21 protein-coding genes, 2 tRNA genes and 1 pseudogene are annotated in these 25899 nt (G+C 67.6%); 16 read left to right on the forward strand and 8 right to left on the reverse strand.

The genetic code is table 11. The annotated features are described in order from the left end of the window. Positions 1-659: 659 nt before the first annotated feature. A pseudogene (locus ACTMS9_RS06365) lies at positions 660-1064 on the forward strand (hypothetical protein); the annotation flags it as partial. Positions 1065-1211: 147 nt separating this feature from the next. On the opposite strand, the gene ACTMS9_RS06370 reads toward ACTMS9_RS06365, so the two are convergent. Beyond that, entirely contained in the window at positions 1212-2462 is a 1251-nt protein-coding gene (locus ACTMS9_RS06370) for a glycosyltransferase family 87 protein (protein WP_441164390.1), read from the reverse strand. Positions 2463-2534: 72 nt separating this feature from the next. Here ACTMS9_RS06370 and orn point away from each other — a divergent pair, with 72 nt between their 5' ends. Beyond that, entirely contained in the window at positions 2535-3125 is a 591-nt protein-coding gene (gene orn, locus ACTMS9_RS06375) for an oligoribonuclease (RefSeq protein ID WP_441164391.1), read from the forward strand. A 111-nt stretch (positions 3126-3236) separates the two neighbouring features. Beyond that, a tRNA-His gene (locus tag ACTMS9_RS06380) sits at positions 3237-3312 on the forward strand. 51 nt (positions 3313-3363) lie between these two features. On the opposite strand, the gene ACTMS9_RS06385 is transcribed toward ACTMS9_RS06380, so the two are convergent. Together ACTMS9_RS06385 and ACTMS9_RS06390 are read right to left on the reverse strand one after the other, a co-directional pair. After that, entirely contained in the window at positions 3364-4650 is a 1287-nt protein-coding gene (locus tag ACTMS9_RS06385) for an Ig-like domain-containing protein (RefSeq protein ID WP_441164392.1), read from the reverse strand. 235 nt (positions 4651-4885) lie between these two features. After that, positions 4886-6148: an Ig-like domain-containing protein gene (locus ACTMS9_RS06390; RefSeq protein WP_441164393.1), complete on the reverse strand. Its 1263-nt coding sequence runs from the start codon at positions 6146-6148 to the stop codon at positions 4886-4888. Positions 6149-6333: 185 nt separating this feature from the next. Here ACTMS9_RS06390 and ACTMS9_RS06395 point away from each other — a divergent pair. From ACTMS9_RS06395 to ACTMS9_RS06410, 4 genes are all read left to right on the forward strand, one after another. After that, positions 6334-6409 (forward strand) — tRNA-Lys (locus tag ACTMS9_RS06395). A 296-nt stretch (positions 6410-6705) separates the two neighbouring features. Next, positions 6706-6888 carry a hypothetical protein gene (locus ACTMS9_RS06400; RefSeq protein WP_441164394.1) on the forward strand — a complete coding sequence of 61 codons (183 nt, stop codon included), beginning with the start codon at positions 6706-6708 and terminating at the stop codon, positions 6886-6888. Positions 6889-7409: 521 nt separating this feature from the next. Further along, positions 7410-8045, forward strand: coding sequence for a hypothetical protein (locus ACTMS9_RS06405; protein WP_441164395.1), 636 nt, complete (start codon positions 7410-7412; stop codon positions 8043-8045). A 10-nt stretch (positions 8046-8055) separates the two neighbouring features. Continuing rightward, on the forward strand, positions 8056-10284 hold the full coding sequence (locus tag ACTMS9_RS06410; RefSeq protein WP_441164396.1) for an N-6 DNA methylase: 2229 nt from the start codon (positions 8056-8058) through the stop codon (positions 10282-10284). Between the two features lie 601 nt (positions 10285-10885). On the opposite strand, the gene ACTMS9_RS06415 is transcribed toward ACTMS9_RS06410, so the two are convergent. The 5 genes from ACTMS9_RS06415 to ACTMS9_RS06435 all read right to left on the reverse strand — a co-directional run bounded on the left by ACTMS9_RS06415 (position 10886) and on the right by ACTMS9_RS06435 (position 15839). Continuing rightward, positions 10886-11719 carry an HNH endonuclease gene (locus ACTMS9_RS06415; protein ID WP_441164397.1) on the reverse strand — a complete coding sequence of 278 codons (834 nt, stop codon included), beginning with the start codon at positions 11717-11719 and terminating at the stop codon, positions 10886-10888. A gap of 61 nt (positions 11720-11780) precedes the next feature. Beyond that, positions 11781-12404, reverse strand: a complete 624-nt coding sequence (locus ACTMS9_RS06420; protein ID WP_441164398.1) for a hypothetical protein — start codon at positions 12402-12404, stop codon at positions 11781-11783. 79 nt (positions 12405-12483) lie between these two features. After that, on the reverse strand, positions 12484-13632 hold the full coding sequence (locus tag ACTMS9_RS06425) for a hypothetical protein (RefSeq protein WP_441164399.1): 1149 nt from the start codon (positions 13630-13632) through the stop codon (positions 12484-12486). Between the two features lie 292 nt (positions 13633-13924). Continuing rightward, a complete protein-coding gene (locus ACTMS9_RS06430) occupies positions 13925-14662 on the reverse strand; it encodes a 5-formyltetrahydrofolate cyclo-ligase (protein ID WP_441164400.1) in 738 nt (245 codons plus the stop codon). Positions 14663-14672: 10 nt separating this feature from the next. Then, positions 14673-15839, reverse strand: coding sequence for a helix-turn-helix transcriptional regulator (locus ACTMS9_RS06435; RefSeq protein WP_441164401.1), 1167 nt, complete (start codon positions 15837-15839; stop codon positions 14673-14675). Positions 15840-16351: 512 nt separating this feature from the next. Here ACTMS9_RS06435 and amcA point away from each other — a divergent pair. From amcA to ACTMS9_RS06480, 9 genes are all read left to right on the forward strand, one after another. Continuing rightward, the gene (gene amcA, locus ACTMS9_RS06440) at positions 16352-16519 is read left to right on the forward strand and encodes a multiple cyclophane-containing RiPP AmcA (RefSeq protein WP_441164402.1); all 168 of its coding nucleotides are present in this window, start codon (positions 16352-16354) and stop codon (positions 16517-16519) included. Beyond that, positions 16516-16866 (forward strand): hypothetical protein, encoded by a 351-nt coding sequence (locus tag ACTMS9_RS06445; RefSeq protein WP_441164403.1) that lies wholly within the window; start codon positions 16516-16518, stop codon positions 16864-16866. The genes amcA and ACTMS9_RS06445 overlap by 4 nt, the downstream gene beginning before the upstream one ends. Before the next feature lie 1166 nt (positions 16867-18032). Further along, the gene (locus ACTMS9_RS06450) at positions 18033-18917 is read left to right on the forward strand and encodes a replication-relaxation family protein (RefSeq protein WP_441164404.1); all 885 of its coding nucleotides are present in this window, start codon (positions 18033-18035) and stop codon (positions 18915-18917) included. Positions 18918-19307: 390 nt separating this feature from the next. Then, a complete protein-coding gene (locus ACTMS9_RS06455; RefSeq protein WP_441164442.1) occupies positions 19308-20219 on the forward strand; it encodes a DUF2637 domain-containing protein in 912 nt (303 codons plus the stop codon). After that, positions 20216-20650 carry a helix-turn-helix transcriptional regulator gene (locus ACTMS9_RS06460; RefSeq protein WP_441164405.1) on the forward strand — a complete coding sequence of 145 codons (435 nt, stop codon included), beginning with the start codon at positions 20216-20218 and terminating at the stop codon, positions 20648-20650. The genes ACTMS9_RS06455 and ACTMS9_RS06460 overlap by 4 nt, the downstream gene beginning before the upstream one ends. Next, the gene (locus ACTMS9_RS06465) at positions 20647-22119 is read left to right on the forward strand and encodes a tyrosine-type recombinase/integrase (RefSeq protein WP_441164406.1); all 1473 of its coding nucleotides are present in this window, start codon (positions 20647-20649) and stop codon (positions 22117-22119) included. The genes ACTMS9_RS06460 and ACTMS9_RS06465 overlap by 4 nt, the downstream gene beginning before the upstream one ends. A 428-nt stretch (positions 22120-22547) precedes the next feature. After that, complete coding sequence (locus ACTMS9_RS06470; RefSeq protein ID WP_441164407.1) at positions 22548-23489, forward strand: ABC-three component system protein; 942 nt, start codon at positions 22548-22550, stop codon at positions 23487-23489. Next, positions 23489-23758, forward strand: coding sequence for an ABC-three component system middle component 6 (locus ACTMS9_RS06475; protein WP_441164408.1), 270 nt, complete (start codon positions 23489-23491; stop codon positions 23756-23758). Before ACTMS9_RS06470 ends, ACTMS9_RS06475 begins: the two co-directional genes overlap by 1 nt. Further along, a complete protein-coding gene (locus ACTMS9_RS06480) occupies positions 23733-25475 on the forward strand; it encodes an ABC-three component system protein (RefSeq protein WP_441164409.1) in 1743 nt (580 codons plus the stop codon). Before ACTMS9_RS06475 ends, ACTMS9_RS06480 begins: the two co-directional genes overlap by 26 nt. Positions 25476-25899 lie beyond the last annotated feature (424 nt).

Raw genomic sequence — 25899 nt, forward strand, 5'->3', positions numbered from 1 at the left:
CCGCCCGCCGGCCCGTCGGAGTCGCTCCGGCGGGCCGGCGGCTTTCCGTCCCCACCGATATGCGCAGATCGTGGCGGTCTCGTCGGTAAGGTCGGCCGGGTACCCGGTCACCGAAGGAGACGGAACGGATGCGGTTCGTGCGGTCGCTCGTCGGAATGCTGCTGTTGGTCGTCGGGATTCCCGCCCTGCTGGCGGGAGGCGGCCTCAGTCTGGTCGCCCGGCACGCGAGCACGGACGGCACCTTCAGCGCCCGCTTCGAGCCGGTGCGCAGCGCGGGCCGGGCGGTGGTGGTGCAGGACGTCGACGCGCTGCTGCGCGCGGAGGCGCCGTTCACCCGGGTCGGCGAGGCGAGGCTGCGGCTGACGGCGCGTACCGCCGACGGGCCGGCCTTCGTCGGCTTGGCGCCCGCCGACGAGGTCCGCCGCTGGCTCGCCCCGGTCCCGCACGTCACGGTCGACCGGATCGCGCTGGCCCGCGGGCCGTTGCCGGTCCGGTTGACCGACGCCGGCGCCGCGCCCACCGCCGGGCCCGCCGGCGCGGTCCCGGCCGCCCCGCTCGACGCGCCCTTCTGGGTACGCGAGGGAATCGGCGCGGTCGAGTGGACCCCGGGTGAGCTGGCCGACCGCCGGTTGAGCCTGGTGGTGATGCGCCCCGACGGCGGCGCGGACCTCGCCCTGGACCTGCGGGCCGAGGTGCGGTCGGACTGGTTCCGCCCGGTGGCCTGGGGCGCGCTGGCCGGCGGGCTCCTGCTGATCGTGCTGGCGGTGCTGGTGCTGCTGCGCCCGGTACGCCCGCGCGAGGTGGTCTTCGTGGTCGAGCCGGACCAGGTTCCGGTGCTCGCCGGTCGGCTGGGTGTCAGCTCGCTCAGCGGCCTCGGCGCGGCGCCCGAGCCGGAGCGGCAGTTGGTGTCGGTCGGGGCACCCGAGCGGTCCCGGGCCGCCATCGGCGCGGTGCCGGCGCGCCGTCCGGCCACCCTCGCCGACCTGCCGCCGTGGCCGCCGGAGCGTCCCGAGGAGACGGCCGAACCGGTGCCCGGCAGCCCTCGGCCCGCCGGTACGGACTGACCCGCCACGGCGAACGGCCCGCCGCGCTGCCGACGCGGAGGGCCGTCCTCACCGGGGGATCGGTGCTACCCGACAGACGTCTGCGGTAGGTGTCGCCAGATTAGCGGCGAAAGTCGGCCACTGGAAGATCTGTCCATTTAGCGCAACTTATCTGTCGGTCGGCTCCGCCCGCCGGCGCACCGGGAGCGTCACCAGCAACAGCAGGGCCAGCAGCACGTAGGCGTTGCGCACCAGGAACTCCGCCGGGGTGTCGGTACGCGCCGGGGCCACGCCCCAGTCGAAGAAGGACACCACCCCGTAGATGATCACGAACGCCGTGCCGACCGCGAGCGCGAGCAGTCGACGGCGCTGGCGGACCCCCGCCATGGTGTCCCGGTCCGCGCGCAGCGCCGCGTCCACCAGCACCACCACCGCCGGGATGAACCAGTAGATGTGGTGGGTCCAGGTGATCGGGCTGACCAGGCCGCCGACCAGCCCGGTGAGGGTCAGCCCGGCGAGTTCGTCACCGGCCCGGGCGGCGCGGGCCGCCCGCCACAGGCCGTACCCGGCGACGACCGCGACCAGGGCCAGCCAGAGCAGCTGGTTCGGTTTGGCCGGCGCGTCGATCCGGCTGAGCAGCCCGAACAACGACTGGTTGCCGGTGTAGTCGGTGCGTCCGACCCGGTTGGTGGCCCACAGCTCGTGCGTCCAGAAGCGCCAGGAGTCCCGGGGCGCGAACGCCGCGGCCAGCAGCGTCGCCGCCGCCGCGGTGACGCTGGCCACCACCGCCGCCCGCCACCGCCGGCTCACCAGCAGGTAGGCGATGAAGATGCCCGGGAAGAGCTTGAGCGCCGTCGCCAGCCCGACGCCCACCCCGGCCCAGCGCCGCCTCCGGGGTACGGCGAAGAGCAGGTCGGCCAGGATCAGCACCACCAGCAGCATGTTGATCTGCCCGAAGGTGATCGTCTCCCGGGTGCTCTCCACCGCGAACACCAGCAGCACCGCCACGGTGAGGGTGAACGTCCGGGGCAGCCCGTGCCGTTCGATCACCGGGCGGACCAGCCACCGGGTGGTCACGATCACGCCGATCGCGGTCAGGACGGTGAAGACGGCGATCGTCACGCCCAGCGGGAGCATCGCGAACGGCCGCAGCAGCAGCGCGCTGAACGGCGGATAGGTGAAGTACAGCTCGCCCTGGACGCGGTCCGGCTGCACGTAGTCGTAGAGCGGGTGCCCGGACGACCACCAGTCCATCGCCCGCATGTAGATCTTCAGGTCGAAGAAGTCGTGCACCATGCCGGGCAGGTAGAGCGCTGGCAGCACGGCGGCCAGCGCCAGCACCGTGACGACCCGACGGACCGTCCGGCCCCCCTGGTCGTCGGAGTCGACGGCGGGTGGCGCGACCGGTTCTGCTGGCACGGGGAAACCCTAGCGGTCCGCTCCGCCGCCGGTGCCGAGGCGCGACACCTGGGCTGCGGCTAGTCTGTCCCGGTGGCTGACCTTCTCGTCTGGATCGACTGTGAGATGACCGGGCTGGATCTCGCCGGCGACGCGCTGATCGAGGTCGCCGCGCTCGTCACCGATCCCGACCTCAACGTGCTGGGCGAGGGGGTCGACGTGGTCATCCACGCCGACGAGGCGGCCCTGGCGGCGATGCCGGAGATCGTGGCCACGATGCACGGCAAGTCCGGGCTGACCGAGGAGGTGCGGCGCTCCACCGTCACCCTGGCCGAGGCCGAGGACCTGGTGCTGGATTACGTCACCAGCCACGTCAAGGACCCGCGTACCGCCCCGCTGTGCGGCAACTCGATCGCCACCGACCGGGGTTTCATCGCCCGGGACATGCCCCGCCTCGACGCCCACCTGCACTACCGCATGATCGACGTGTCCTCGATCAAGGAGCTGACCCGGCGCTGGTACCCCCGGGTGTACTTCGGCCAGCCGCAGAAGGGCCTCGCCCACCGGGCGCTGGCCGACATCCGGGAGAGCATCCGCGAGCTGGAGTACTACCGGCGGACGATCTTCGTACCCCTGCCCGGACCGGACGTGGAGACCGCCAAGGGGATCGCCGCCCAGTTGTAGACCGGGGCGTCGGCCCGCGCGGGCGGACGGTGCGCAACCCGCTGGACGGGGGCGGCGGGAGTGTGGCTATTATTAGTCCGCACCGCCCGGGCGACCGGCGCGGAAGGCATGGTGGCTGTAGCTCAGTTGGCAGAGCACCGGGTTGTGGTCCCGGTTGTCGTGGGTTCAATTCCCATCAGTCACCCCAGACACGAAGGCCCCCTCCTCGCGGAGGGGGCCTTCGTCGTGTCCGGGCCGGTCAGGGGGTGGGTTCCACGCTGGGAGCCTCGTCGCCGGGGGTGGCCTCCGGGCTCGGAGTGGCCTCCGGCTCCTCGTACGGCACGGCGCTGCCCTTGACGTAGTCGTCCCAGCTCATGTTCCAGTCGGTCCAGCCGTTGCCGTTCTGGAGCTTGCGCTCGGTGCCCTTGACCGTGATCGGGTCGCCGATGCGGGTGTTCTCGAAGAGCCACTTGCCGTCGGCCATCGAGACGTTCACGCAGCCGTGCGAGACGTTGACCCGGCCCTGCTTCCCCTCCGACCAGGGCGCGGCGTGGATGAACTCGCCGCCCCAGGTGAGCCGCTGGGCGTAGTCGATCTTCGTCCGGTACCCCTCCTCGGGGCCCAGCTCCGCCAGCGTGTCGAAGACCGTCTTGCGGAGCTTCTCGATCACCACCATGGTCCCGCTGGACGAGGGGGTGGTCTTCTTGCCGAGGCTGACCAGGATCGTCTTGACGACCTTGCCGTCCCTGGTGACGGTCATCCGCTTGGTCTTGTTGTCCACCTGCATCACCAGCGACGGGCCGATCTTGATGTCGACGGTCAGGTCGGAGCGGCCGTACCAGCCGTCGCCCATCGGCAGCCCGCCGGCCTGCACCCGGTACGACACGGTGGTGCCCGACTGCCAGAACTCCTTCGGGCGGTAGCGGACCTCGGTGGGGCTGGACCAGTGCCAGATCCCCTCCTGCGCCGGCGTGGAGGTGACGGTCATCCGACGCTGGACGTCGTCGCGGTAGTCCTCGGGGATGGCCCGGCCGAACCGGACGATCAGCGGCATGCCCACCCCGACCACCTGGTTGTCGCCGAGGAAGCTGGTGATCCGTACCTGCTTGTCGGGCTCGGCCATCACGGTGAAGGCGCTGGTCGCGGTGGCCGGCTTGCCGTCGTCACCGGTCGCCGTGACGGTGGCGGTGTACTTCTCGCCGTACTCCAGGGCGCCCGCGGGGAGCCAGCTCTTGCCGTCCGCGGCGAGCTCGCCCTCGACGGCCTTGCCGCTGGCGTCCGTGAGTTCGACGCTGGTCTCCTTGGCGTCCTTCGTGGTGAAGGTGATGCCGGTGGAGGCCGGGACGTCGGTCGCGTCGGCCTTGGGCTCGGTGATGGTGGCCGCGGCCTTCGGGGCGCTCTCGCCGCTGCCCTGCCAGCTCGACGGCTTGTCGTCGCCGGAGCCCGTGCAGGCGGAGGTGAGCGCCAGTGTCGCGGCGAGGAGCCCCGCCGCGAGTGCGCGGCGCCGCCCGGCGTGCCGGGTCAGCCGGTGGTGGGTAGCTCGCATGATTCCCTCACAGTCGTGGTCCCCGATGCCCCATCCTCTCCCACTGACGCGAGAGAGCGCCGGTCGGTTGCCGGCCGTGAACAGAAACACGTTGATGGGGGAGTGCGAATACCGGTAAAATATGGGGCTTTCGCGAGGGCTGCTCGGTTCCGCTGGCCCCCACGCTCCAGTGACCGGCGCGGGCCGGGCCCGCTCCGGTCGGGCCGGCGTGACCGCCGACCCGACCGGGTGGGTGTTACAGCAGCGGGCCGGAGCCGCCGTCCGGCACGGGCAGGGCGCTGCCCTTGACGAACTCCGACCAGCTCAGGCTCCAGGCCGTCCAGCCGTTGCCGGGGGCGACGCGGCGCTCGGTGCCCTTGATGGTGATCGGGTCGCCGATCTTCGTCTGCTCGAAGAGCCAGCGGCCCATCGCCATCGAGACGTTGACACAGCCGTGCGAGACGTTCTGCCGACCCTGCACCCCCTCGGACCAGGGCGCCGCGTGGATGTACTCGCCACCCCAGGTCAGCCGCTGGGCGAAGTCGATGTCGGTGCGGTACCGGTTGTCCGGGTCGGGGTCGTCCATGGTGTCGAAGACCGTCTTCTCCTTCTTCTCCATCACCACGAGAGTGCCGCTGGAGGAGGGAGTGCTCTTCTTGCCCAGGCTGACCGGCAGGGTGCGGACCACCTCGCCGTCCTGGTACACGGTCATCTTCTTGGTGTTGTTGTCGACCTTCATCACGAAGGACCGGCCGATCTTGGCGGTCGCCGTACGGTCGACGTTGCCGTAGCGGCCGTTGCTCAACGGCATGCCGGCCAGCGCGATCCGGACGTCGAGGGTGGTGCCCGGCTTCCAGTACTCCGGAGCCCGGTAGTAGGCCTGGGTGCCGTTGTAGACCCAGTGCCAGGCGCCCGGCTGCGGCGGGTCGGTCTTGACGAACATCCGCTTCTGCACCGCCGCCCGGTCCTTCTTCGGGATGCCCGGGTGGAACTCGACGACCACCGGCATGCCGACGCCGTACGTCTTGTCGTCGAAGAGGTAGAGGCCGGAGCTGATCATCGACTTCGGCTTGGCCATGGTGGTGAAGGTGCTGGTGCCCTGCCGGGGCTCGCCGCCGGTGCCGGTGCCGGTCACCGTGGCGGTGTACTCGGCGCCGTACTTCAACGGGGCCGACGGCACCCAGGAGGAGCCGTCCACCCGCATCCTGCCCGCGATCTGCTTGCCGTCGGCGGAGGCGAGGGTGACCGAGGACACCGTGCCGCCGCCCGGCAGCTTCGCGCTGATCTCGGTGCTCACCGGCTTGTTCTTCGCCCCGTCGGCCGGGCTCACCGTCAGGCTCTGGGCCGGCGCGGAGGTCCCGGCGTCCTGCGGGGCCGCAGGTGCGCCCGTACCCGGAGCCACACCGGCGCCGACGAACTCGGCGGCCTTCTTCTGGTCGTCTCCGCACCCGGTCAGTGCCAACGACGTCACCAGGGCCAGGGCACCCACGATCGCCCCGGCCCGCGTGAACCTGCCCATTCCCACCTCAGTTCTCGCGTGCCTGGCGACATGGTGCCGTATCGACGCCGCCGCGCTGGTCCCGCCAAGCGGCCGGACGAGCGATTTCGTGGCTTTTGCCCGTTAAGCTCGGCCGAACAGGTGAGCCGGGTATCGGATTGGAACCCGGCTCAGGGACCTGCTAATGTTCTCTCCGTTGCCAACGAGCGCCGCTAGCTCAACTGGCAGAGCAGCGGACTCTTAATCCGCGGGTTCGGGGTTCGAGTCCCTGGCGGCGCACCACTGGGAAAGCCCCTGGCCTGGCGTTTCACGCCGGTCGGGGGCTTTCTTCGTTGCGGTGGGCGGTGGCCGGGTGCTCATTGGGTGCTCGGGAGCGGTTGGACTGCTCGGGCGCTTCGGGATGGTGGAGGCCGCCGGGGACTGCGGCTCTGATCGACTGCCGGCAGGCCGGACGCCTCGACTCGCCCGAGGTCGCCGTTAATCTGAGGCTGGTCTCGGAGCGACAAGCGGGCGCACGGGCTGGATGCCGTGCTGAGTGGCTACTGGCACGCCGATATCCGGCAGCGGCGGTCGGGGCCGTGCTGTTCATCGCCGACTACGGCGAGCGTGAGCAGCAGTTGCAGGTCGACCTGATCCGCCGGCCCGTGCGAGCCCCGTCGCCACCACCGCGAAGGACCTACTGCACCGGAACGCCGACGAGCAGGTATGGCGGATGGCGGGCGATGAAGGGCCGCCGACGACTGATCAACCTTGCAACTTGAGAGGTGGCACTCCAGTGCTGGCCCACCCTCGACTTGCGTCCGGGCGATCTGACGAGAAGAGCGGCCATCAGTGGTGCCGGCCGTTGACGCGCTTTCTGCCGACGAGCGTCAGGCCGGTTGACGTGTGAACGGCGGTGGGTTCGTCCCGGCTAGTGGCAAGGACGTCAGCGGGCAGCGTGGTAGCAGTCCCACAGCGGCACCCACAGTTGGGCCAAGTCGCGACAGCGGCCCGCAATACGTCTACGTGAACGTGGTTCGGGAGCTCTGAGCCTCGCCAGGCCGTGTACCCCCACGTACAGGACGGGTTCACAGTTTCCAGTACGTTGGAGTACTTGACCCCACACTGGTCGTCGGGATACCGTTCCGGTGAACGTGGTCGGAAGAACTCGGCGGTCCCGGATCGGGTGCGCCAAAGACGATGCCCCAGGCGGCATGCCGAAGCAGAGGCGGACCTGGGGCCTACTCATGCACCGTATCACGGCATCATGCTGCCGTGGTGTCGCGATCCGAGGGGGCTCAAGATGACTTCCACCGACGACAACGACGACTGGATCAGCGAGGCGCTCTCCGAGGCGAGGTTCGCCCCGTACCTTGAGGAATGCGGCGGCGACATGGCCGCCGGGTGGCGACTGTATATGTGGAACATGGGCGTTTCCGCAGCATTCTACCCACTGCTGCACTTCGTTGAGATCACCTTGCGTAACGCGCTGCACCGCGAGCTGGGTGCCCGGTTCGGACGTGTGGACTGGTGGTCGGTGGCACCGCTTAACGACCATGGGCAGCAACTGGTGAAGCAGGCGCGGGAAAAACTGTTCGGGCAGCGTTCGCCGCAGAACGCGGACGACCTGGTGGCGAAGCTGACCTTCGGCTTCTGGGTGTCACTAGTGAGTCAGACCTACGACCGCACGTTGTGGGTGCCCGCTCTGCACCGGGCGTTCCCGCACTACCGCGGGCGTCGCGACGCCTTGCATGCGGAGCTCAAGGAGGTGTTGTGGCTGCGCAATCGCGTGATGCACCACGAGCCGATCCACCGGCGTGACCTGAAGGCTGATCACGCAAAGATTTACCGGCTGATCGACCACATGTCGTCCGGGCTGGCCGCGGCCGTGCGGCTGGTCGACCAGGTCCCGCACGTGCTGCGGCTCGTTGACCGGTGAGGATCCCTTCATGACCGAACGTGGCCAGAGGCTGACACTCACCGACATCGCGAAGCTGGCGCAGGTCGGTGTCAGTGCGGCCAGCAACTGGCGCAAGCGGCACACTGGCTTCCCCCGACCCACCGTGGTGTCCGGGCAGGAGTTGTTCGCTTCGGACGAGGTCGCACGCTGGCTCACTCAGCGCAAGATCGCCCGCAACGGCCTGCAGTCTGACGAGGTGCCAGGTACCACGTACGGCGACAGGTTCATCCGCAATGGTGGCGCACCCGCACCGAGCGTTCAGGCGGAGCCATCGCACGTCCCGGCAGAGGTTCGTTCTGACTGGACCAACAAACTGTGGCGGATCATGGATCTGCTACGCAGCGACCTCGAGCTCGTGTCTGCTGTCGACTTCATCATGGCCATGCTGTACCTCCGGACAACCGATCCAGAGCTTTGGCGTGTGGTCACGGAGCAGCGCTCTTGGGGAGCCGTGAACTGGATGCTGCGCGATGTGCCCTTGTGGGAGCACGACGTTGCGCTGTTCCCCACCGTCGCCTCGGATCTCTCCGGCGAGCAGCAGCTCGTGGAGGCGATCAGGCTCTTCGAGGAGATCGACCTCGACAGCGTGGGGTCAGCCCCGATGTTCGACGCGCTGCTGGAGAAGGTTAATCGCGACCTCGGCCGGCACGGCGGCCACTTCACACCGTCCTCCGTGGTGAGGTGCATGCTTGAGGTCCTCGATCCAGGAAGCACGCACACCGTGTACGACCCGTCGTGCGGATCTGGCGAACTGCTCGTGGCAGCGGCACAGCATGGCGTGGAGTCGCTATTTGGCCAGGCGATGAACGTACGCTCGCTCCGGATGACGCTGCTCAACCTGTCGATGCACGACAGTGAGGCGAAACTGCGAATCGGCGGCCCCGAAATCATGCGCGGGGCGTTCGCCGCTGAACAGTTCGATGTCGTTCTGTCCAATCCACCCTTCAACGTCACACTTCCAGACGACATCGAACAGGACGCGTGGCCATTCGAGGCGCCGACCAAGCGCGCCGCGAACTTCGCATGGCTGCAGCTCGCATTGCACAAGTTGAAGCCGGGCGGACGTGCTGGGGTTCTCATGCCGAACGGAACACTGTTCATCCGTGGAGTGAACGCGGAAATCCGGCGCAAGATGATTGAAGCAGGAGTGGTCGAGGGGATCATCGCATTCCCCGCAGGGCTATTCGCGGCCACCGGAATCCCGGTGTCGCTCTGGCTTATCCGACGACCAAAGCCTGACGCGCCCGCACCGTCGGAGATCCTCCTCGTCGACGCCACGAGCATGGGTGTGACGAACGAGCGCGCTCAACGTGTCCTACGTGACGACGAAGTGGCGAAGATCGTTCAGGAGTACCGCCACTGGCACGACTTCGGCCGTTCGGGGAACTTCGATCACTCAGCTGCCTTCGCTCGACCAGTCAGCATCGAGGAGATCCGGCGGAACGACTATGACCTCCAGCCACGGCGGTACGTGCGCGAAGAGATCGACTCCCGCAGCCTGCTGGCGGAAACGCCATCAGCGAGGATCGAATCGTTGCAACGGGAGATGGACGGGCTGGACGAGCGGGCAAAGCGGACTCGCCGCGATGTCGATACCCGTCTCGCGGCGCTACACGACTCGACCGCCCGGAATCGGCGCGAAGTGTCTCTCGGCGACATCTGCGACGTTCACTCAGGACCGGGCACAGTGGACCGTGAGCGCGGGCTGGCTGTGCAGGGTTGGACGCCGCTCGTGCTGCCCCGCAACATCAAGCGCGGCCACCTCAGCCACGATGAGCTGGACACGGTCAAGCCCGAGATCTCCGCGAAACTCGTAAACTACATGCTCCGACCGGGTGACATCGTCTGCGCGCGATCAGGAACGCTCGGCCGACACGGACTCGTGCGGGAAGGCGAAGGCGGATGGCTTTTGGGACCCAGCTGCATGCGCCTGCGACCCGGTGGCGATGAGGTCGTTCCCGAGTACCTCGTGCATTACCTGAACAGTCCCGATGTGCACAGGTGGATCACGTCCAAATCGCGCTACTCCACCGCGATCCCGCACATCAGCGCCGCCACATTGCGAGAACTGGTCATACCGCTGCCATCGGTTGTGGTGCAGCGGGAAATCGCAGCCACGATGGATTCAATCGATGTGCATATCGAACAGCGCGAGCGAAGTGCCTCGATCATGCAATCCCTGCGCGATCTGGTCTTTCCTTCACTGATGCACCCGTGAACTGAGCGGCGCTTCGGCGGCAATTCGACCGGAACCCGCGTAAAATGTAGTAGTGGTTTGGCGATCCGCCGTGAGGGCTTCCGCAGGCCCGGTGTTCATGGTGCTATCTTGGCGCGTGTCGTCGACACGGAGACCGCCGCCCTCGGGCCGGACGGCCGCCTTCGCAACAACTCGTGGCCTGACCCGCATGCAATTTCACGTGGCGACCCCGCAGCTTTATAGCTTGAGTTCGAGTCCCTGGCGGCGCACCGGTAGGTGCCGAATGGGCCCGTTGCCAGGACGTGTTCTCGGTCGTCGATGATCTCGATGGCCGCGGGCCGCTTGTGCGGGTCCATGCCGATGAGGACGCGTTTCACGCTCGTCCTCCTCGATCAGACAAGGGCTGATGTCAGCGAGGAGGGCAGCGTACTGCGAGCTTGGGCAGACCCCTTGATCCTCTTGAGCCTCTCCGCGCCCCGGTGACCGGCAGGACGCGTGCCATAGGAGAGCCCCACCAAACCGCGGTGGGCAGCCGATGAAGCGATTCCACCGGTCACCTCGACCAAGCCTGCCGGGCTGCGGTCGTACCAGCAGTAGATAAGTAGCCGATGAGCGCTACTTACTAGTCGTGGAGAGCCCGCTCTCGGTGACGACGGAGCGCCTCCTTGTTCGGCTGGCTAGCGGATCCGGTCGGCCGGCGTAGCAAAACTCCATCGAACTCGGCGTACTCGGTGTCCTTGAGTTTTGGATCTACGCGGACGTGGTTGCGGCCGTCGATCCAGATGAGCGTCTTGTCGAAGAGGTTGTGCAGGTCGGCGCGCAGCAGTAGGCCGTTGCTGACGTGGTCGCGACCACCATGAGCGACTGGATCGATGTGCGCGGCCTGAAGCACGTGGCTGACGTCGCACCCGCTAATCGCGCACCGTCCATGATAGGCCTTCATAAGCGCGGCCCGGAATGCCGGTTGGCCTTGCCGGTCCAATACCTGCTGGAGTCGCCGTATACGGGTCTGTGGCAGTACCTGTGGTCGCGGTGCACGTAAGGCATCGAGCCAGTCCTGGATCCGGCTGATCTCATCCAAGTCGAGCGTGCGTACGGTCCGCGGTGAAGAGGAGAGGACCTCGGGTGGCGTCGAGACGGAGAGGAGCTGCCTGGTCGTCTGCGTATCCCACTGAATGTAGATCCGCCATTGATTATCGCGTTCCGACCAGCGTGGATCATCAATAGCAATGCCGCGTGCGACGATCCGAGAGTGGGGGGCGCCTGCGTACACCCAGATCGTGTCGCCAGCCGTCAGTAGGCGGAAGCTGCTACCCAGGTGCCAATCGGCGATGCCGCTTGGCCGGACGGCTCGAAACGTGTCGAGTACACCCTCCCCGTATCCCCACGCTTCCGGGTCGTTCTCATTGACTGGATAGACGAACTCTTTCATCGACTCATCTGCCTGCCCTGCCATCGGAGTGCTCACCCTCTGCGCTTGGTGTCGTCCTGTGGTGCCCGATCGGGCCTCACGGCGATCATTTTCTCGAACGGCCCGAGACATACCTCCAGACCGCATGGTCTAGGTCCCGGGGATCTACTTCAAGGCGCTCAGCGGAACTTAGGTAACAGCTGTGCAGATCGGCGTATGAGAGAGCCGGCACCCCGGCTTCGGAGGCAAACGAACGAAGATGAACATCGACTGCTGCAGTGGACATGCCAGCCAGGATGCACAGGTAGTCCGCAGTCTTCGGACCGACACCGTTTACCGCACGGAGTCCGCTGACGTTCTCGCGGCTACTAAGGAAGACCGCAAGTTGGTCGACGGTGTTGACACCATGGTCGGCCAGGTGGAGCGCAAGTCGATGGATTTGGTCCGGCTTCTTGCCGGGCCACCTGAGAACCTCGCGTAGGCGGTCGGGGCCGCCGAGCGCCAACAGACCGCTTGTTGTATCGGCACCTGGCTGGTCGGAGCGAAACCGCCGCGCCCGGGCGTTAACCGTCTCGTATCGCATCCCTGCCTGCAGAATCGCATCGACGAGAATGGCGCCCACGTGGCCGTAGCTGCTCTGCTGGTGTGCGTCAATAGATAGGTTCACATGTCGGACGTGGGTAACTAGCGCAACGATGTGCGGCACAAGGCGGGCGGCAGGGTCAGACATCCCACAATCCTTGCGTATCGAGGCCACCCCGATGCGATGGGCTCGCACTCATTTGCCGGTCGCGGGTGAACTGCGGCCACTACCGCTGAGCGTAGCCGGAACCGGTACGGGGCTGGTTGGCGGTGATGGTCACGATGACGTCGTTTCCGAGCGCCGCATCAATGTGGCAGTGCAGGCCGAGTTCGATGATGCGGCCGTCTCGGGGGTGCCAGGATCGGCCGGGCGTAATGCTTCCGAGGATCGGGTCGAGCGCATCGATCGTCGGTTTCCACAGATTTGTCCAGTTGCGCTGTGGTCCCACGGTGAAGGCCAACTGAAGCCAGACTGGGCCGTCCGGGAGCGGGTTGGCGGCGCTGAGCTGGTCGTGGATCTGCTGCTTGAACCCGGACGACTGGCTAGATGCCGTGGTCCGGACGGTGTAGGGGCGATCGAAGATGGGGCTGCCGTGGACCGGCCGTGCTTGCTCTACCCGCACCCACGATGTCTCCGACGTTTGCTTGGTGGCCCACGCGCTGACGAACCGCCGTCCAGTTCGCTTGGCGAGGTGAGTGACCAGTGGGAACAGGTAGTTGTCGAGGTCGTGTTGATCGAGCAGGGGCGTAGCGGGAGGTAGGCCGACGTCCAGCCTGAGCACGAGCGGGTCGGCCAGTGTTTCCAGCCGCGGTCGCACCACCCGTTCGGCGGCGGCGAGGAACGCTTGGAGCCGGACCTGGTCGGGGTCTCCAGCGGTGTTCCAGCTTGCCAGGCGGGGTTGTACATCGAGCCGCAGGGGATCGCTGGTCGGCGGAGCGAACAGCGGACCGGCGGGCCTCGTGGCGATTCCGATGTTGGTGTGGGCCGGCGATGGGGCGGTGCGTGGGGATCGGCGTTCCAGTTGTGGCGGTCGAGCTGGTGCCGACCCGGGCTGCGGCACCGGGTATGAGTGAGCTGGCGGAGCGTGCGGTCCCGGTGTGACGGTGCGGTCGAGACAGCGACCGCACAGCGTTGCCTCACCGCCCAGCCCCTGGCGCGCGAACGCTTCGAGTTCGTCCCGATCGCCGCAGATCTTGGCGTAAGCGGCGGTCCATTGTCGTCCGTAGGTAGGAAGTCCGCCGATGGCGCTGCAGTTGGCGCGATGCAGCACCAGGTACGCCGGCCCTGGCTTCCTGAGGGTGTTGATCACGAAACCGTCTGGGTGGGCAGCAAGCCAGTCGAGGTAGCCTGCGTCATCATCGACGAAACGCCGCATCCGATCAGCGTGACAGCGAACCAAGGCACTGTCACCCCGCGATCCGGGTGGTACCGGTTGCTGGAGTCCAGATTCGTCGCGTGATCACAAGGGCGGTGTTGGCGATCAGCTCTGCTGCGGCTGGGGCGGAGATCATTCCCGCCCGGCATGATCGGGTTCAGCGGGCTCGACCATCGAGTCTTGATGGAGATCGTCCGGGGGCTTTCGGCTGAACCCGCTCCTGGGCGCGGCTGCGCAGATCGGCGTTGTCCTACGGCTCCCTCTGGGAGTGCTGGCCGACAGGTCCTCTCAGCTACCGCTGTGATGGGTTTGAACCGGCCAGTGCGGGGATGTTACGAAGTTGATCTGGACGAAGGTTGGCTCGAATGATTCCAGGCGGTCGTCCTCGTCGGGACGTAAAGGCCAGCATTTCGCACGGGGTGATCGCCAACTCGACGCTGAAGTCGTGTTCCGCGTGAGGTAGTCGGTCGTCGACGAGTTGGATCTGGTGGATCGTGGTCGCGATGGAGGTGTCCGCTGTGATGAGCCCCGCCTCGGCGAGGAGAGCGACCTCGAGGTCGGAGTACCCCGCTCCCTTGCCGACCCGTACGCCGTCGTGTCGGCTGACGGCGACGCTGCCGCAGACGATCAGGTCCACTGGGTGCATCTCGTCGGGTCCCACCGTGGGGGCGAGCTCAGGTGCACCGGTACTCGTAGCGGCCTTCTCGAATGGGGTCTCGAGGACGGTGGGGTCGAGCAGGTAGAAGGGCTTGGGGGTGGCGAGTCTCGGTACCGCCATGTAGAGCAGTTTGCCCTCTTGCAGGGCTCGTACCCGGACGGGCAGCTGTGCCCGGTCGGGGTTGCACTTGATGACCCGAGCCTTCTTCCATACATCCAGTTCCGCGAGGCGGGCTGCGGCCGCCTCCTTGCCAACGAAGTCGGGAATGTGGCCGTGGACGCCGGGTGGGGCGGCGCCTTCGCGTTCGAGGAGGTCCCAGACGTGCTGCCGGACGGCGTGCTTCGCGTGGTCGATCTCGTCGAGGCTGGTCACGCTGGTGCTCCTAGGGGGTCATGAGAGTGAGGAGTCGGTCGTTGACGTCCTGGACCGAGGGCTCGTCGCGCCAGGGGCGTAGCTGCCGGGCGGCGGCGAAGGCGAGGTTGAGGCCGCCGCCGGCGCGGGTCCGCTCGATGACGTCGATCGCCTGGTGCAGGTAGGAGGTCGCGGCGTCGACGTCGCGCCGGAGGACGCTGGCGAGGGCGAGGTTGCCGAGGACGACGGCCGTGGACTTCCGGCGTGCGGCGATCAGTTGTCGGGCGTTCTCCAACGCCGAGACGGCTTCGACCGGCTTGTTCAGGAAAAGCGAGCAGGAGCCTGCGAGCCGTGCGTGGTGGCTGGGGCAGAAGAGGGCGGTGGCTGGGTCACGGGGGTCTACGGCGGCGAAGTGAGCTTCAGCGGCGCCGAGAGCGTCGGAGCAGTCCCGGGCCTCGCCGAGCATCGCGTGTGCCTCGGCGCGGTGCAGTTGGGCGAGGCCCGCGATGACCTGACTGTCGCTGCGGCTGATCGCGGCGGCGCGTGTGGTCAGGACAAGCCCAGTGGCCGGCTGCTTGGTGCCGTAGAGGGCGAGGTAGCTCTTGCGGAGCAGCGCGTTGGCCTCTGTGACGACGTCGCGCGTTTCCTGAGCCGCGCTGATCGCCTGGTCGAAATACACCGTGCTGGTGGCGTGGTCGCGCCGCTGTGAAGCGTCCCAGACGAGTTGACCCATCAGCGTCCCGGACTCGGCGACGGCTGCCGCCAGTTCGCGCTGAACCGGGCCGTTACTGGAGTGCTGGCGCAGGAAGATCGTCTGACCGTGTAGCTGCCCGGCCTCGGCGAGCAGGAGCGTCGAGGGCGTGTGGTCGTAGCGCTCGTCGAGGCGCTGCACGCGCTCCCGGAGGTACGCGACGGCGACCAGGTCGACGCGGCTGGGGTGGCGCAGCACGTAGCCGAGACGCTCGTCCGGCGGTGACGGCGGCTGGCCGATGTCGGCCAACAGGTCGGCCAGTTCCTCGACCGACAGGTTGAGGGCTGCGGCGAGGCGCGGTCGGTGCCAGGGCTGCGGATCTGTTTCCGCCCGTTCCCACCGGACGACGGTGGAGCGGTCGATGCTGAGGGTTTCGGCGAGGCGTTCCTGGCTCAGCCCGATCGCCTTGCGGCGCTGGGCCAGCCGGTGCCGGCGCTTGCCCGCCACGTACCGCCTCCCTCCGCCGCTGATCGTCACGGATCCATTCATCCAGCTCACGCCTGGTGACGCAATGGGGATGCGTCAGTTCTGCGCCGTTGCCGCGCTGGGAACCGGCGATCGCCAGCGGTTGTGTAGACGCATGGCCCGGGACGGGTGCTGGCGGACGGCGCCGAGCAGTGCAAGGCGAGACGTTGTCCTAGCTTCCCGCCCGTCTCGGTGCCACTCCAAGCCCGAACTGTTGAGTGGGGATACCAGGTGAGCGTCGACGAGCGAGACCGGCCCGATTCATCCGCAGCGCTGTCTGACGAGCAGATCGAGAGCGGCCACCGGCCGATGCACCCGCCGAGCATCCCATCACGCGTGCGGGTGACTCCCCGCCTACGCACCGCCACGAGTGCTATGCGGGTGGATTGGCGGCGCTCCGCACCGACACCGCGCCACCGCATCTCGGCGGTGGGCTCGTCGGCACCGCGGCGAGCCCACCGGGGGTGGGGGACGTATTCGGCGGGGGAGCGGGCATGACGGTGTACGTCTCGCGCAACGCGGCACTCGGTCAACCGTGGCGACCTGAACTCCCGGCACGTGTTCCCTCGCAGGCACCGGTCAGAGCGGCCGATCCGCCGCTGCTCACCCACGTATGGCGTCAGCTGTTCGACCAGCAGGCTCGAGAAAGCAACCGCCCATGAGCGGAGAGCAGCCACGCCCTGCGAGGGTCCACCGTCTCAGCTCGGTGCCTAGGGATCATCTGCCGCTGCGTCCGCTCTGGCTGTGCCGTACCTGCGGCCAACCCTGGCCCTGCGGACGAGCGAAGCTCGCTCTCCTCGCCGACTACGACGGCAGCCCAGTCAGCCTGTTCCTCTACCTGGCCGACCTCCTCCACGACGCCATCGACGACCTGCACAAGCTCAACCCCAGCACCACAGGAAGCGCCGCCGACATGTTCGACCGGTTCCTCGGCTGGCCCGCACGACACACCCGCTCCCACCGGATGACCAGGACCCTCCCCCTACCGGCCGAGGAGCCAGAAGCCTGAGCGACATCAGACCCCACAGTTCAGGGACTTGGTCGCCGGCAACGTGCTCCAGTAACCGATCGCGGCAATCCTGGCCCGAGCCGGTGACCTGCGGTACGTCTCCGAGATCATCGCGGCATTCAGCGACTACGCCGACACTGCACTTTTGCGACCTCTGCCGCGCAGGCTTGGCCGCACGGCCAGCACCTTTGCCCTGGCGCGACGGTCCAGGACGATTGGTAGACCTGCAAGCCCTGGCGCGGGCAGTCACGAGACTCCAGCACTGTCGACTTGCGGAGGCGAATCATGCGCTGTGTGCTGTGACTGAAAGCCCTTGACACCGGCACCCCTGTCGAGCGGTACTGGATACACGTTCCCCGTGCGGCGGTCGCGTTCGCCGGGCCATATCGGTCGATGCGTGGGCGCTCCGTAGGGGCGCTCGCTGTCGTTCTGGCCCCCACTTGAGCGGCCCGTCGACCGGGTGCCGAAGGAGCGACAGGAGGACCGCGATGAAGGATCTTCTCCCGGCGAGTTGAGCCGGTGCGTCGCGCCGCCGCGCTTCGGCGTCTGAGCGCGTAGGCGCCGCCTTGTCCCGGCCCGTGCGGGTCCAGGGCCTGCCTGGGATGGCCCCCTGCTGGCTCGCTTCGCCATTGTCCGAGCATCTCCCGTAGGCGGCCGTGCAGGTCACGGTTGCGGCGGCAGATGCTGACCCCGTCCGCATTGCCGCATCGGTGCCGGTACGGCACGTTCCTTGACATCTCCACAGTGGGCTGCACCTGCTCGCCCTCCAGTCGCCGGCCCACGTGATCCCGGTCGTCAGTTGTCTGCTGCCCGCCATTCGGTGTTCGACGGGGGCAGGGCGGGCCGCTCTACTCGGTGCCGCAGGTCCGGCGCCGACCACATCTTGGACACGACAAAAGGAGTTCCGTTGTTCTCCCGAGTACCTTCGTCCGCCGCCGGGATCGCTGGCGGTGACAGATTCCGGCTTGACCCCCGTCCGGGGGTCGGGCTTGACGTCCCCGTTGGGGTCGGTCTTCAGCCCGACCCCCGAACGGACCCCCTGTTCCTTCTCACACCGCAGGTCAGCCCGTCTGTCAGCGCTGGAGACTTGTCCTGCGACAGACCCTGTCTGGTCTCGGGTCTCTCCCCCTGGGGAGCGCCATCCCCGTCGAGGGAGGTGGTGGTTGTTGGATGATCCGGTTCTGCGGGTGCAGTCGCAGCTGACCGACCGGGACCGGGTGCTGCTGGGCTGGCTGTACGACCACGGAGTGTTGACGTCGTTCCAGATCGCCCAGGCGCTGTTCCCATCGCTGGACTTCTGCCAGCGCCGGCTTCGGACGCTGTACCGGCTGCGCCTGGTGGCCCGGTTCCGGCCGCAGCGCGCCGACGGCGGCTCGTACCCGTACCACTACGTCATCGACCAGATCGGCGCCGAGGTCGTCGCCGCCAGCCGGGACGAACGGCCACCCCGGCGCGACCACGCCCGCGTCGAGCGGCGACGCTGGACCTCGAGCCGAAGCCTCGCGCACCGGCTCGGAGTGAACAGCCTCTTCACCGACCTTGCCGGCTACGCCCGCACCCACCCCCGCGCCCATCTTGTGGACTGGTTGTCGGAGGCGGCATGCCAGCGCTCTGGCACGTTCACGCAGCCGCAGGATCCGGGCCTGGTCCGGGCATACCAGCCGCGGGTCCGCCCGGACGGCTACGGCCTCTGGACCGAGAACGCCGTCACGGTCCCGTTCTTCATCGAGTACGACACCGGTCGCGAGCAGCTCGCGGTCCTGACCAGCAAGCTCGCCGGGTACCGGGAGCTGTTCGCCACGATCGGACGGGCGTGGCCGGTGCTGTTCTGGCTGCACTCCGCCGCCCGAGAGGCCAACCTGCGCCGCCTACTCGCCGACACGGCACCACAGGTGCCCGTCGCTACCGGTGCCCGCGACCACGCCGCCACGGCGGGCCTGTGTCCCGCTGAGGCGGTCTGGGCCGTGCCCGGCGGGGGAGGGCAGCGGCAGCGGCTGCCCGACCTGGCCCCGTATGTCGTTGACGCTGAACGGACGAGTGAGGCGGCGTGACGCCCGGCAGCGGCAACGCGGCCGCGGACAGTACCTCGCGTTCGCGGGAGACAGCAAGACATGGCCACTCTCACCGGTCTGTCAGCCCCCGGTCCGCTGGGCCCGACAGATCCGGGAGAGTGCCGATCCCTTCCGGCAGTGACAGCGCGGAGGTATCGTCGCGCGCCCACCGCGGACGGTCCGCGACAGGCGGCTGGTCCCCGTCCGCCATCACCGTCCCGCACGACGACGCCGGGACCGTCCGCGTACCGGTCCAGCTCTACTCAGCTGGCGGACGAACCTTTGCCGCAGCCCGGTCCGGGGAGGTGGTCCGCCACGACAGCACCGGCACCTGACCCGGACGCTGGTCCCCGCAGCAGCCGCATCGAGGGCAGCGTCCAGATCGTGATCATGCTGGCCATCGGCGGGGCGGCCGCAGCGGCCAGCTTCACCCACGTCCACAACGTCGCCGCCGCCCACGGCCAACCCGGCTGGCTCGCCTGGGCCGACGCAATCGTCCTCGAACTGATGTCCATCGCCTCCGGCCTGGAGCTACGCCGCCGCAAACGCGCCCACACCTCGACGGTGTTCCCCGCGAGCGTGCTGGCCTGCGCGGTCACACTGTCTCTCGCCGCGCAGGTTGTGGAGGCCGAACCGTCACCGATCGGCTGGATCGCCGCGGCCGTGCCCGCGCTCGGCTTCCTCGTCATGGTCAAGGTCGCCCTCGGCTACGCAGGCACCACGACCCCAACCAACGCCACCCGGACCGCAGACCACCTGTCGGACCAGCCCACGCAAACCGCGCCCCAGAGCGGACCGGCCGAGCGGACCGGGTCCGGCGGGACGGCGCGGGAGCGGTCCACCTCGCGGACCGTCCGCCCACCAGATGATGGCCATCAAACCCGCGGACGGAACGGCCGTCACCGCAAAGCCGGCAGGGGACGGTCCGCGCAGCACTTCGGCGACGCGGCCGAGCTGCTGCCAGCGGCGCGGCGCGTCCGGGACCAACTCACCGCGGACAGGCAGGCACTGACCCGGGCAGCACTCGCCGAAGCACTCCGTGGAACGGGCCACACCGTGTCCAACACCCGGGTATCCGAACTCCTCAAGATCCTCAAAGCTGAGGCGGCCTCGCCGTCCGCGCCCCAGGAGGACCCAACTCCAGCGGTGAGCCTGACGCCACGACCGCCGTCAAGTCAGCACCAGGCGATTCACGCCAGCGCGCCGGACGGCGTGAGGCTGCCCCGGCCGACGAGTCTTATGCCTCTCGAACCCACGCATCTCAGACATCCACGGAACGGGCAGGAGAAGTCCGAATCATGAGCACCTACATGAACCCAACTGAGCAGACCTCCAACAACACGACAGACATCACGCCCGCCGCAGTAGCCAGCACGCCCGCCGCAGTCGCACCGGTCACCAGCGAGGTATGGACCGTCGACCGCGTCCGCGCCCTCGGCGTAACGACCACCCTCGCCACCACCGCCTCGGTCCTCGGGATCAGCCGATCCCAGGCGTACCGGCTCGCCGCCACCGACCAGTTCCCCATTCCGCTGATCCGGGCCGGCAGCCGCATCATCGTCCCGGTCGCCGCCTTGCTCCATCTCCTCCAACTCGACCGCGCCGCAACCGGCGGCGGTGGGCGACTTGAAGCCGGCGCGAAGGTGAGCGTGGATGCGACGACCCCGCCACCAGCAAATTCCACCCGACACCGCTGGCGGCACCACAGAGAGCATCCAGGAGACGATGAGTGAAGGGATCCACCTTCAAACGCTGCGGCTGCCGCGACAGCGTCACGGGCCGGCGACTGGGACGCTCCTGTCCCCAGCTTCGCCGGCCCGGCGGCGGCTGGTCCCGCACCCACGGCCACTGGCACTGGCAGATCGAAGTGCCCGCCCGCGCCGACGGCACCCGCCGCCCGCTCCGCCACGGCCCATACGCCACCAAGGCCGACGCGGACGCGGTGCTGGACCGCATCCGGGCTGCGCTCGCCGTCCCCGATCCCACCGACCCGCACACCACCGTCAAGACCGGCGACCTGATCGAGGCCGCCGTCAAGACCGGCGCGCCCGTCCCCAGCCCGGAGCAGGTCCGGCGGGCGCTGCACCTGGACATCACCCCCACCGACCTGCCCACGATGGAGGCGTATCTAACCGACTGGCTCGCCGGGCGCAAGAACATCAAGACAGGGACCCTGCGCTCGTACGAAGGGCACATCCGGCTGTATCTGATCCCGTACCTCGGCCACCTGCGCATCGACCGGCTCCGCCCCGGCCACATCGACGCCATGTACGACGCCATCGCCGAACGCAACACCACCATCGCCACCCTGCGCGCCAGCCGCGACCCCGCCAAACGCGACCAGGTCAAGAACCAGCGGATCGTCAGCCCCAGAACCTTGCACGTCATCCACGCCACCCTGCGCAAGGCCCTCAACGACGCGATGCGTCGCCACCGCTACATCGACACCAACCCCGCCCTCATGGTCGAACTACCGACCGCCCGGCCACCCAAGCCCACCATCTGGACCGACCAACGCGTCAATACGTGGCGCGAGACCGGCAATACCCCTAGCCCCGTCATGATCTGGACCCCCGAGCACACCGGCAGATTCCTCGACCACACCCACGGCGCGAACGACCGGCTCTACGCCCTCTACCACCTCATCACCTTCACCGGCCTGCGCCGAGGGGAAGCCTGCGGCCTGCACTGGGACGACCTCGACCTCGACGCAGCCACTCTCACCGTCCGCTGGCAACTCGTCCAACACGGCTGGGCCACCGCCATCGACACTCCGAAAACCACCGACAGCGAAGCCGGGGTCGCTCTCGATACCGAGACCGTCGCGGTGCTGCGGGCCCACCGTGCCCGGCAACACCGCGAACGCCTCGCGGCCGGGGCGGCCTGGACCAAGACCGGCCTGGTGTTCACCACCCCGACCGGTGGACGCCTTCACCCTGCCGACGTCACGGACAACTTCCACCACCTCGCCACCCAGGCCGGGCTACCACCCATCCGGCTCCACGACCTCCGCCACGGCGCCGCGACCATGGGCCTGGCTGCCGGTGTACAGATGAAGGTCATCTCCAACCGGCTCCGTCACTCCAGCCCACACTTCACTGCCAAGTTCTACGGCGACGTCCTCCCCGAGCTATCCCACGCCGCCGCCGAAGCAACCGCATCAGTCGTCCCCCGTCGGCGTGGCGCGACAAAGCCGGCGTAACCCGGAAGCTGCCACCCGTCGTCGGCAGCGGCGGCCAGCCGGCACCTCGCTGGCTTGCCGCCGCTACCTTGGCGACCTGACCTTACGGAGGCAATTCGGACCCGTACGGCGGCTTCCCTGGCGACCGGCCTTGGCAGGGACGGCGGTCGCGGTGGGCGACAGAAGGCCAATTACTGCTCCTTCAGACGACCCTGGGGCTGGCGTATAGCCCTGTGCTGGCGCGTGTGGGCAAGCCCGTGAGGCTCGGCTTCGCTGACGAGGCCATGCCTCCGTCGACGAGAACCGTGGCATCGGCGACCTCCTGGCTGCGCATCCCATGACAGGGGGATGCTTGGTCGGTGCTCCCTCGGTCGTTGGTACCTTCCGAAATGCCCTCCGGCTGGTTACCTTGAGTGCGGCAGTGCATCCAAAAAGGTGACGGAGGGCTGGTGCTGAGCTTCGAGGAGCAGAGCTTCGTCCGAGCCATGCTTCGCCGCCTCCTCGACGAACGCTTCGGCAAGGCGTTCGAGCGGTTCTTCCAGAACTTGATGTGCGTCCGCTATCCCGATTTCATTGATGTCAGGACCCACGGCAAACTCGGTGACATCGGAGCTGACGGCTTGAGTCTGCATGACGGCAAGCTCTACGCGTGCTACGCGCCCGAAGTCCCTGACGCGAAGGCCGTCCGAACGAAGTTCACCGACGATCTCGATAAGGCGGTCGCGAAGCGGGGAGACCACTTCGACACCTTTGTGTTCGTGCACAACGACCTTCGCGGTGTTCACCCGGAGTTGTCCATCCTTTTGAGCGAGGCACGCGCCGCACATCCAAGCCTGCGGTTCGAGCAGCGGGGCCCGCAGCACCTGCACCGGGAGCTGTGCCGCCTGGAGCGCGACGAGATCCAAGAACTGCTTGGCTGTGAGATTCCGGTGTCGGAGCGTGTGTACCGGATCGGGCTGGAGGATCTGGAACCCCTCCTGACGCATCTGGTCGCGCAACGGCGCCAGGCGACGTCCCAGGCACCCGCCCGTGAGGTTCCGCCTGAGAAACTCGCCTATAACCGCCTTGCCGCCGAGGACCGTGACGAGATTATTTCGGCCATGCGGTACACCCCCTTGGTGGACGAGTACTACCAGCAGCGCCAGGACGTCACCGAGCGCGACGAGGTCGCGCAGGGCTTCAACGCGTACTACCAGCAGGTCAAGGCCGACTACGACGACCCGGGGGACGTGTTGTGGAAGCTGCAGGAGTACGTCGCCGGCAACGCGCGCGGCCGACGCGATCACGAGCGGGCCGTGGTGGTGGTCCTGGCATACTTCTTCGAGACTTGCGACATCTTCGAAGAACCGCCCACCAACTGGCGGGCGCCGGCCCTGCAGGGAACGGCCTAATGATCGCGCCGACGAAGGGCATCGCACCGCAGCGCGCGCTGCTGGTCGTCGGGGCGCAGATCTTGCGGATTCTCGACCAACCCATGACGATCAGTCAGACGTGGACGAGGCTGCGGGAGTGGCGAGCCGCCAACGGGCACCACACGCCCGTACCGTTCTGGTGGTTCGTTTTATCGCTGGATGTCCTGTTCGCACTGGGGACGCTAGAGCTGGAGCGGGAACTGCTCACGAGGAGGCAGGCGGATGTTGCGTCAGCTCGGAGCCGATGACTCTCGGTTCCGGACGCTGACCTTCCACCCCGGGCTCAACATTCTCGTTGCCGACATCACCCCTGGGTCGCGGGACACCGACAGTCGCAATGGGGCTGGCAAGTCCAGCATGATCGAACTGCTGCACTTCCTACTCGGGGAACGGGCAGACAGTTCCACTCTTGCCGCACGTCTGGAGCTACGCGGCATCGAGTTCACTCTGTCGCTGGACTGGCCGCAGCTCACCACCCCGCTGCAGGTCAAACGCACTGGTTCGCGCCCTGGCTGGGTGCACCTCAACCCGCTGCCGCCGGACACCGACCGCGGCCAGCTGGAGCTGAATACCGGTCACCTCCGGCTCCCGGAGTGGCAGCGCCTCATCGAGCGTGACCTCTTCGGCCTGCCTGACGAGCACGCCGGTATCAGCGGTCGAAGCCTGGTGTCTTTCCTCATCCGACGCACCAGCTCCAACGGCTACAACGCAGCGGTGCGTAGTCATGGGCGGCAGTCGGACGCGGACGCGACCACCAATCTCGCCTACCTCTTCGGCCTCGACTGGCATCTCGCCGATCGCTACCGCCTGCTCAAGGCACGCGACACCGCGCGAACTCAGATGCAAAAGGCCGCCCAGGACCCACTGCTGGGCCGGATCATTGGCAAGGTCGCAGACCTGCGTAGCGAGATCGCCTTGGCCGAGCGGCGGGTGTGGGATCTGGAACGCCAGGTCTCCGAATTCCGCGTAGTCCCACAGTACGAGCATCTTCGTGAACAGGCAGACGGGCTTGACCAGCAGATACGACAGCTACGCGCTCGCGATGTCGTGGATCGGCGCAATCTCCAGGACCTGGAACACGCACTGCAGGAGACGACCGACCCCGACGTAAGCTACCTGGAGCCGGTGTACGCCGAACTCGGCGTGTTACTCAACGACCAGGTGCGGCGGCGATTCGACGAGGTACAAGCCTTCCACGAGTCCGTCGTACGGAACCGGCGCCGTTACCTCGACGAAGAGGCCGCCACAATCCGGCGACGCCTCGCCCAAAGCGAGACCGACCGTCAACAGCTCGGCGACCAGCTCGCCGCCACGCTACGCACCCTGCAAGAAGGCGGCGCCCTAGAAGCGTTGACCACTCTCCAGCAGGTCCTCGCGCAGCAGCAGGCGCTCCTGTCCGCCCTGCGCCACCGCTACGAGGCCGCCCAGGCTCTTGAAGCGACGAAACGAGAGATTACGCAGGCTCGGCTGACGCTCCAGCAGGAGATGGATCGCGACATCGAGGACCGGCGGGGCTTCGTCGACGAAGCGACCGTGATGTTCTCCGAGTTCGCCCGACGCCTCTATGGCCCCGGCCGCACCGCCCACCTGAAGTTCGAAGCAGGCGACAAGAGTCTGCGCATCGATCCGCACATTGACAGCGACAACAGCGTCGGCATCAGCAGCATGGTCATCTTCTGCTTCGATCTCACCCTCAGCGTCCTCGCCACCCGGGCAGGACGCGCTCCCGGCATCCTCGTCCACGACAGCCACCTCTTCGACGGCGTCGACGACCGGCAGTTGGCGGCCGCACTGTCACTGGCCGCAGAGGTAACCGCTCGGGAGGGTCTCCAGTACATCGTCACCTTGAACTCCGATGATCTGGACAAAGCCCGTCGGCGGAGCTTCGATGCTGACGAGTTTCTGCTGTCGCAGCGACTCACGGACCGGTACGACGACGGTGGCCTCTTCGGCTTCCGATTTTGAAAGGAGCACATCGCTCGGCGGGTGTTCGGACGCGGGGATCCGACACCAACGCTGCGGGATGCCGCCGGATCCAGGAATCCCACGACTTCGGACCGGCTTGGATGAGATGAGATGTGGCCGTACTGGGGTGACGAAGCGGAGTACTCATTGTCGAGCACCTGCGCACCGACCTGCCCGCCCATGCGTAAACCAACGCATTCGTCGCCCGCCGACCGGCCGAGCCGAGATCTATTCCTCGGCCGGGCGGATTTAGCGCCGGACCCGGAGCGCTAGGAAGGGATTTCTACCGGTGTGAGCGCGAGCGATTGGGAAAGACACGCCACCCTCTTGGCACGAATTCATGGGAGATCGCGGATGACCCGACGGCCATTCGCCAACCGGTACGGCGCACAAGTGACGTACTCAGTTCGATGTTCGCTAGGGA

Source organism: Micromonospora sp. L31 (assembly GCF_052068075.1).
Classification (GTDB): Bacteria; Actinomycetota; Actinomycetes; order Mycobacteriales; family Micromonosporaceae; genus Micromonospora; species Micromonospora purpureochromogenes.

Coding starts and splice junctions, on each gene's coding strand:
- ACTMS9_RS06385 (WP_441164392.1), bottom strand. CDS start 4,650: ATGCGAGCTACCCACCACCGGCTGACCCGGCACGCCGGGCGGCGCCGC.
- ACTMS9_RS06390 (WP_441164393.1), bottom strand. CDS start 6,148: ATGGGCAGGTTCACGCGGGCCGGGGCGATCGTGGGTGCCCTGGCCCTG.
- ACTMS9_RS06405 (WP_441164395.1), top strand. CDS start 7,410: ATGACTTCCACCGACGACAACGACGACTGGATCAGCGAGGCGCTCTCC.
- ACTMS9_RS06410 (WP_441164396.1), top strand. CDS start 8,056: ATGACCGAACGTGGCCAGAGGCTGACACTCACCGACATCGCGAAGCTG.
- ACTMS9_RS06415 (WP_441164397.1), bottom strand. CDS start 11,719: ATGGCAGGGCAGGCAGATGAGTCGATGAAAGAGTTCGTCTATCCAGTC.
- ACTMS9_RS06420 (WP_441164398.1), bottom strand. CDS start 12,404: ATGTCTGACCCTGCCGCCCGCCTTGTGCCGCACATCGTTGCGCTAGTT.
- ACTMS9_RS06425 (WP_441164399.1), bottom strand. CDS start 13,632: ATGCGGCGTTTCGTCGATGATGACGCAGGCTACCTCGACTGGCTTGCT.
- amcA (WP_441164402.1), top strand. CDS start 16,352: ATGACGGTGTACGTCTCGCGCAACGCGGCACTCGGTCAACCGTGGCGA.
- ACTMS9_RS06445 (WP_441164403.1), top strand. CDS start 16,516: ATGAGCGGAGAGCAGCCACGCCCTGCGAGGGTCCACCGTCTCAGCTCG.
- ACTMS9_RS06455 (WP_441164442.1), top strand. CDS start 19,308: ATGCTGGCCATCGGCGGGGCGGCCGCAGCGGCCAGCTTCACCCACGTC.
- ACTMS9_RS06460 (WP_441164405.1), top strand. CDS start 20,216: ATGAGCACCTACATGAACCCAACTGAGCAGACCTCCAACAACACGACA.
- ACTMS9_RS06475 (WP_441164408.1), top strand. CDS start 23,489: ATGATCGCGCCGACGAAGGGCATCGCACCGCAGCGCGCGCTGCTGGTC.
- ACTMS9_RS06480 (WP_441164409.1), top strand. CDS start 23,733: ATGTTGCGTCAGCTCGGAGCCGATGACTCTCGGTTCCGGACGCTGACC.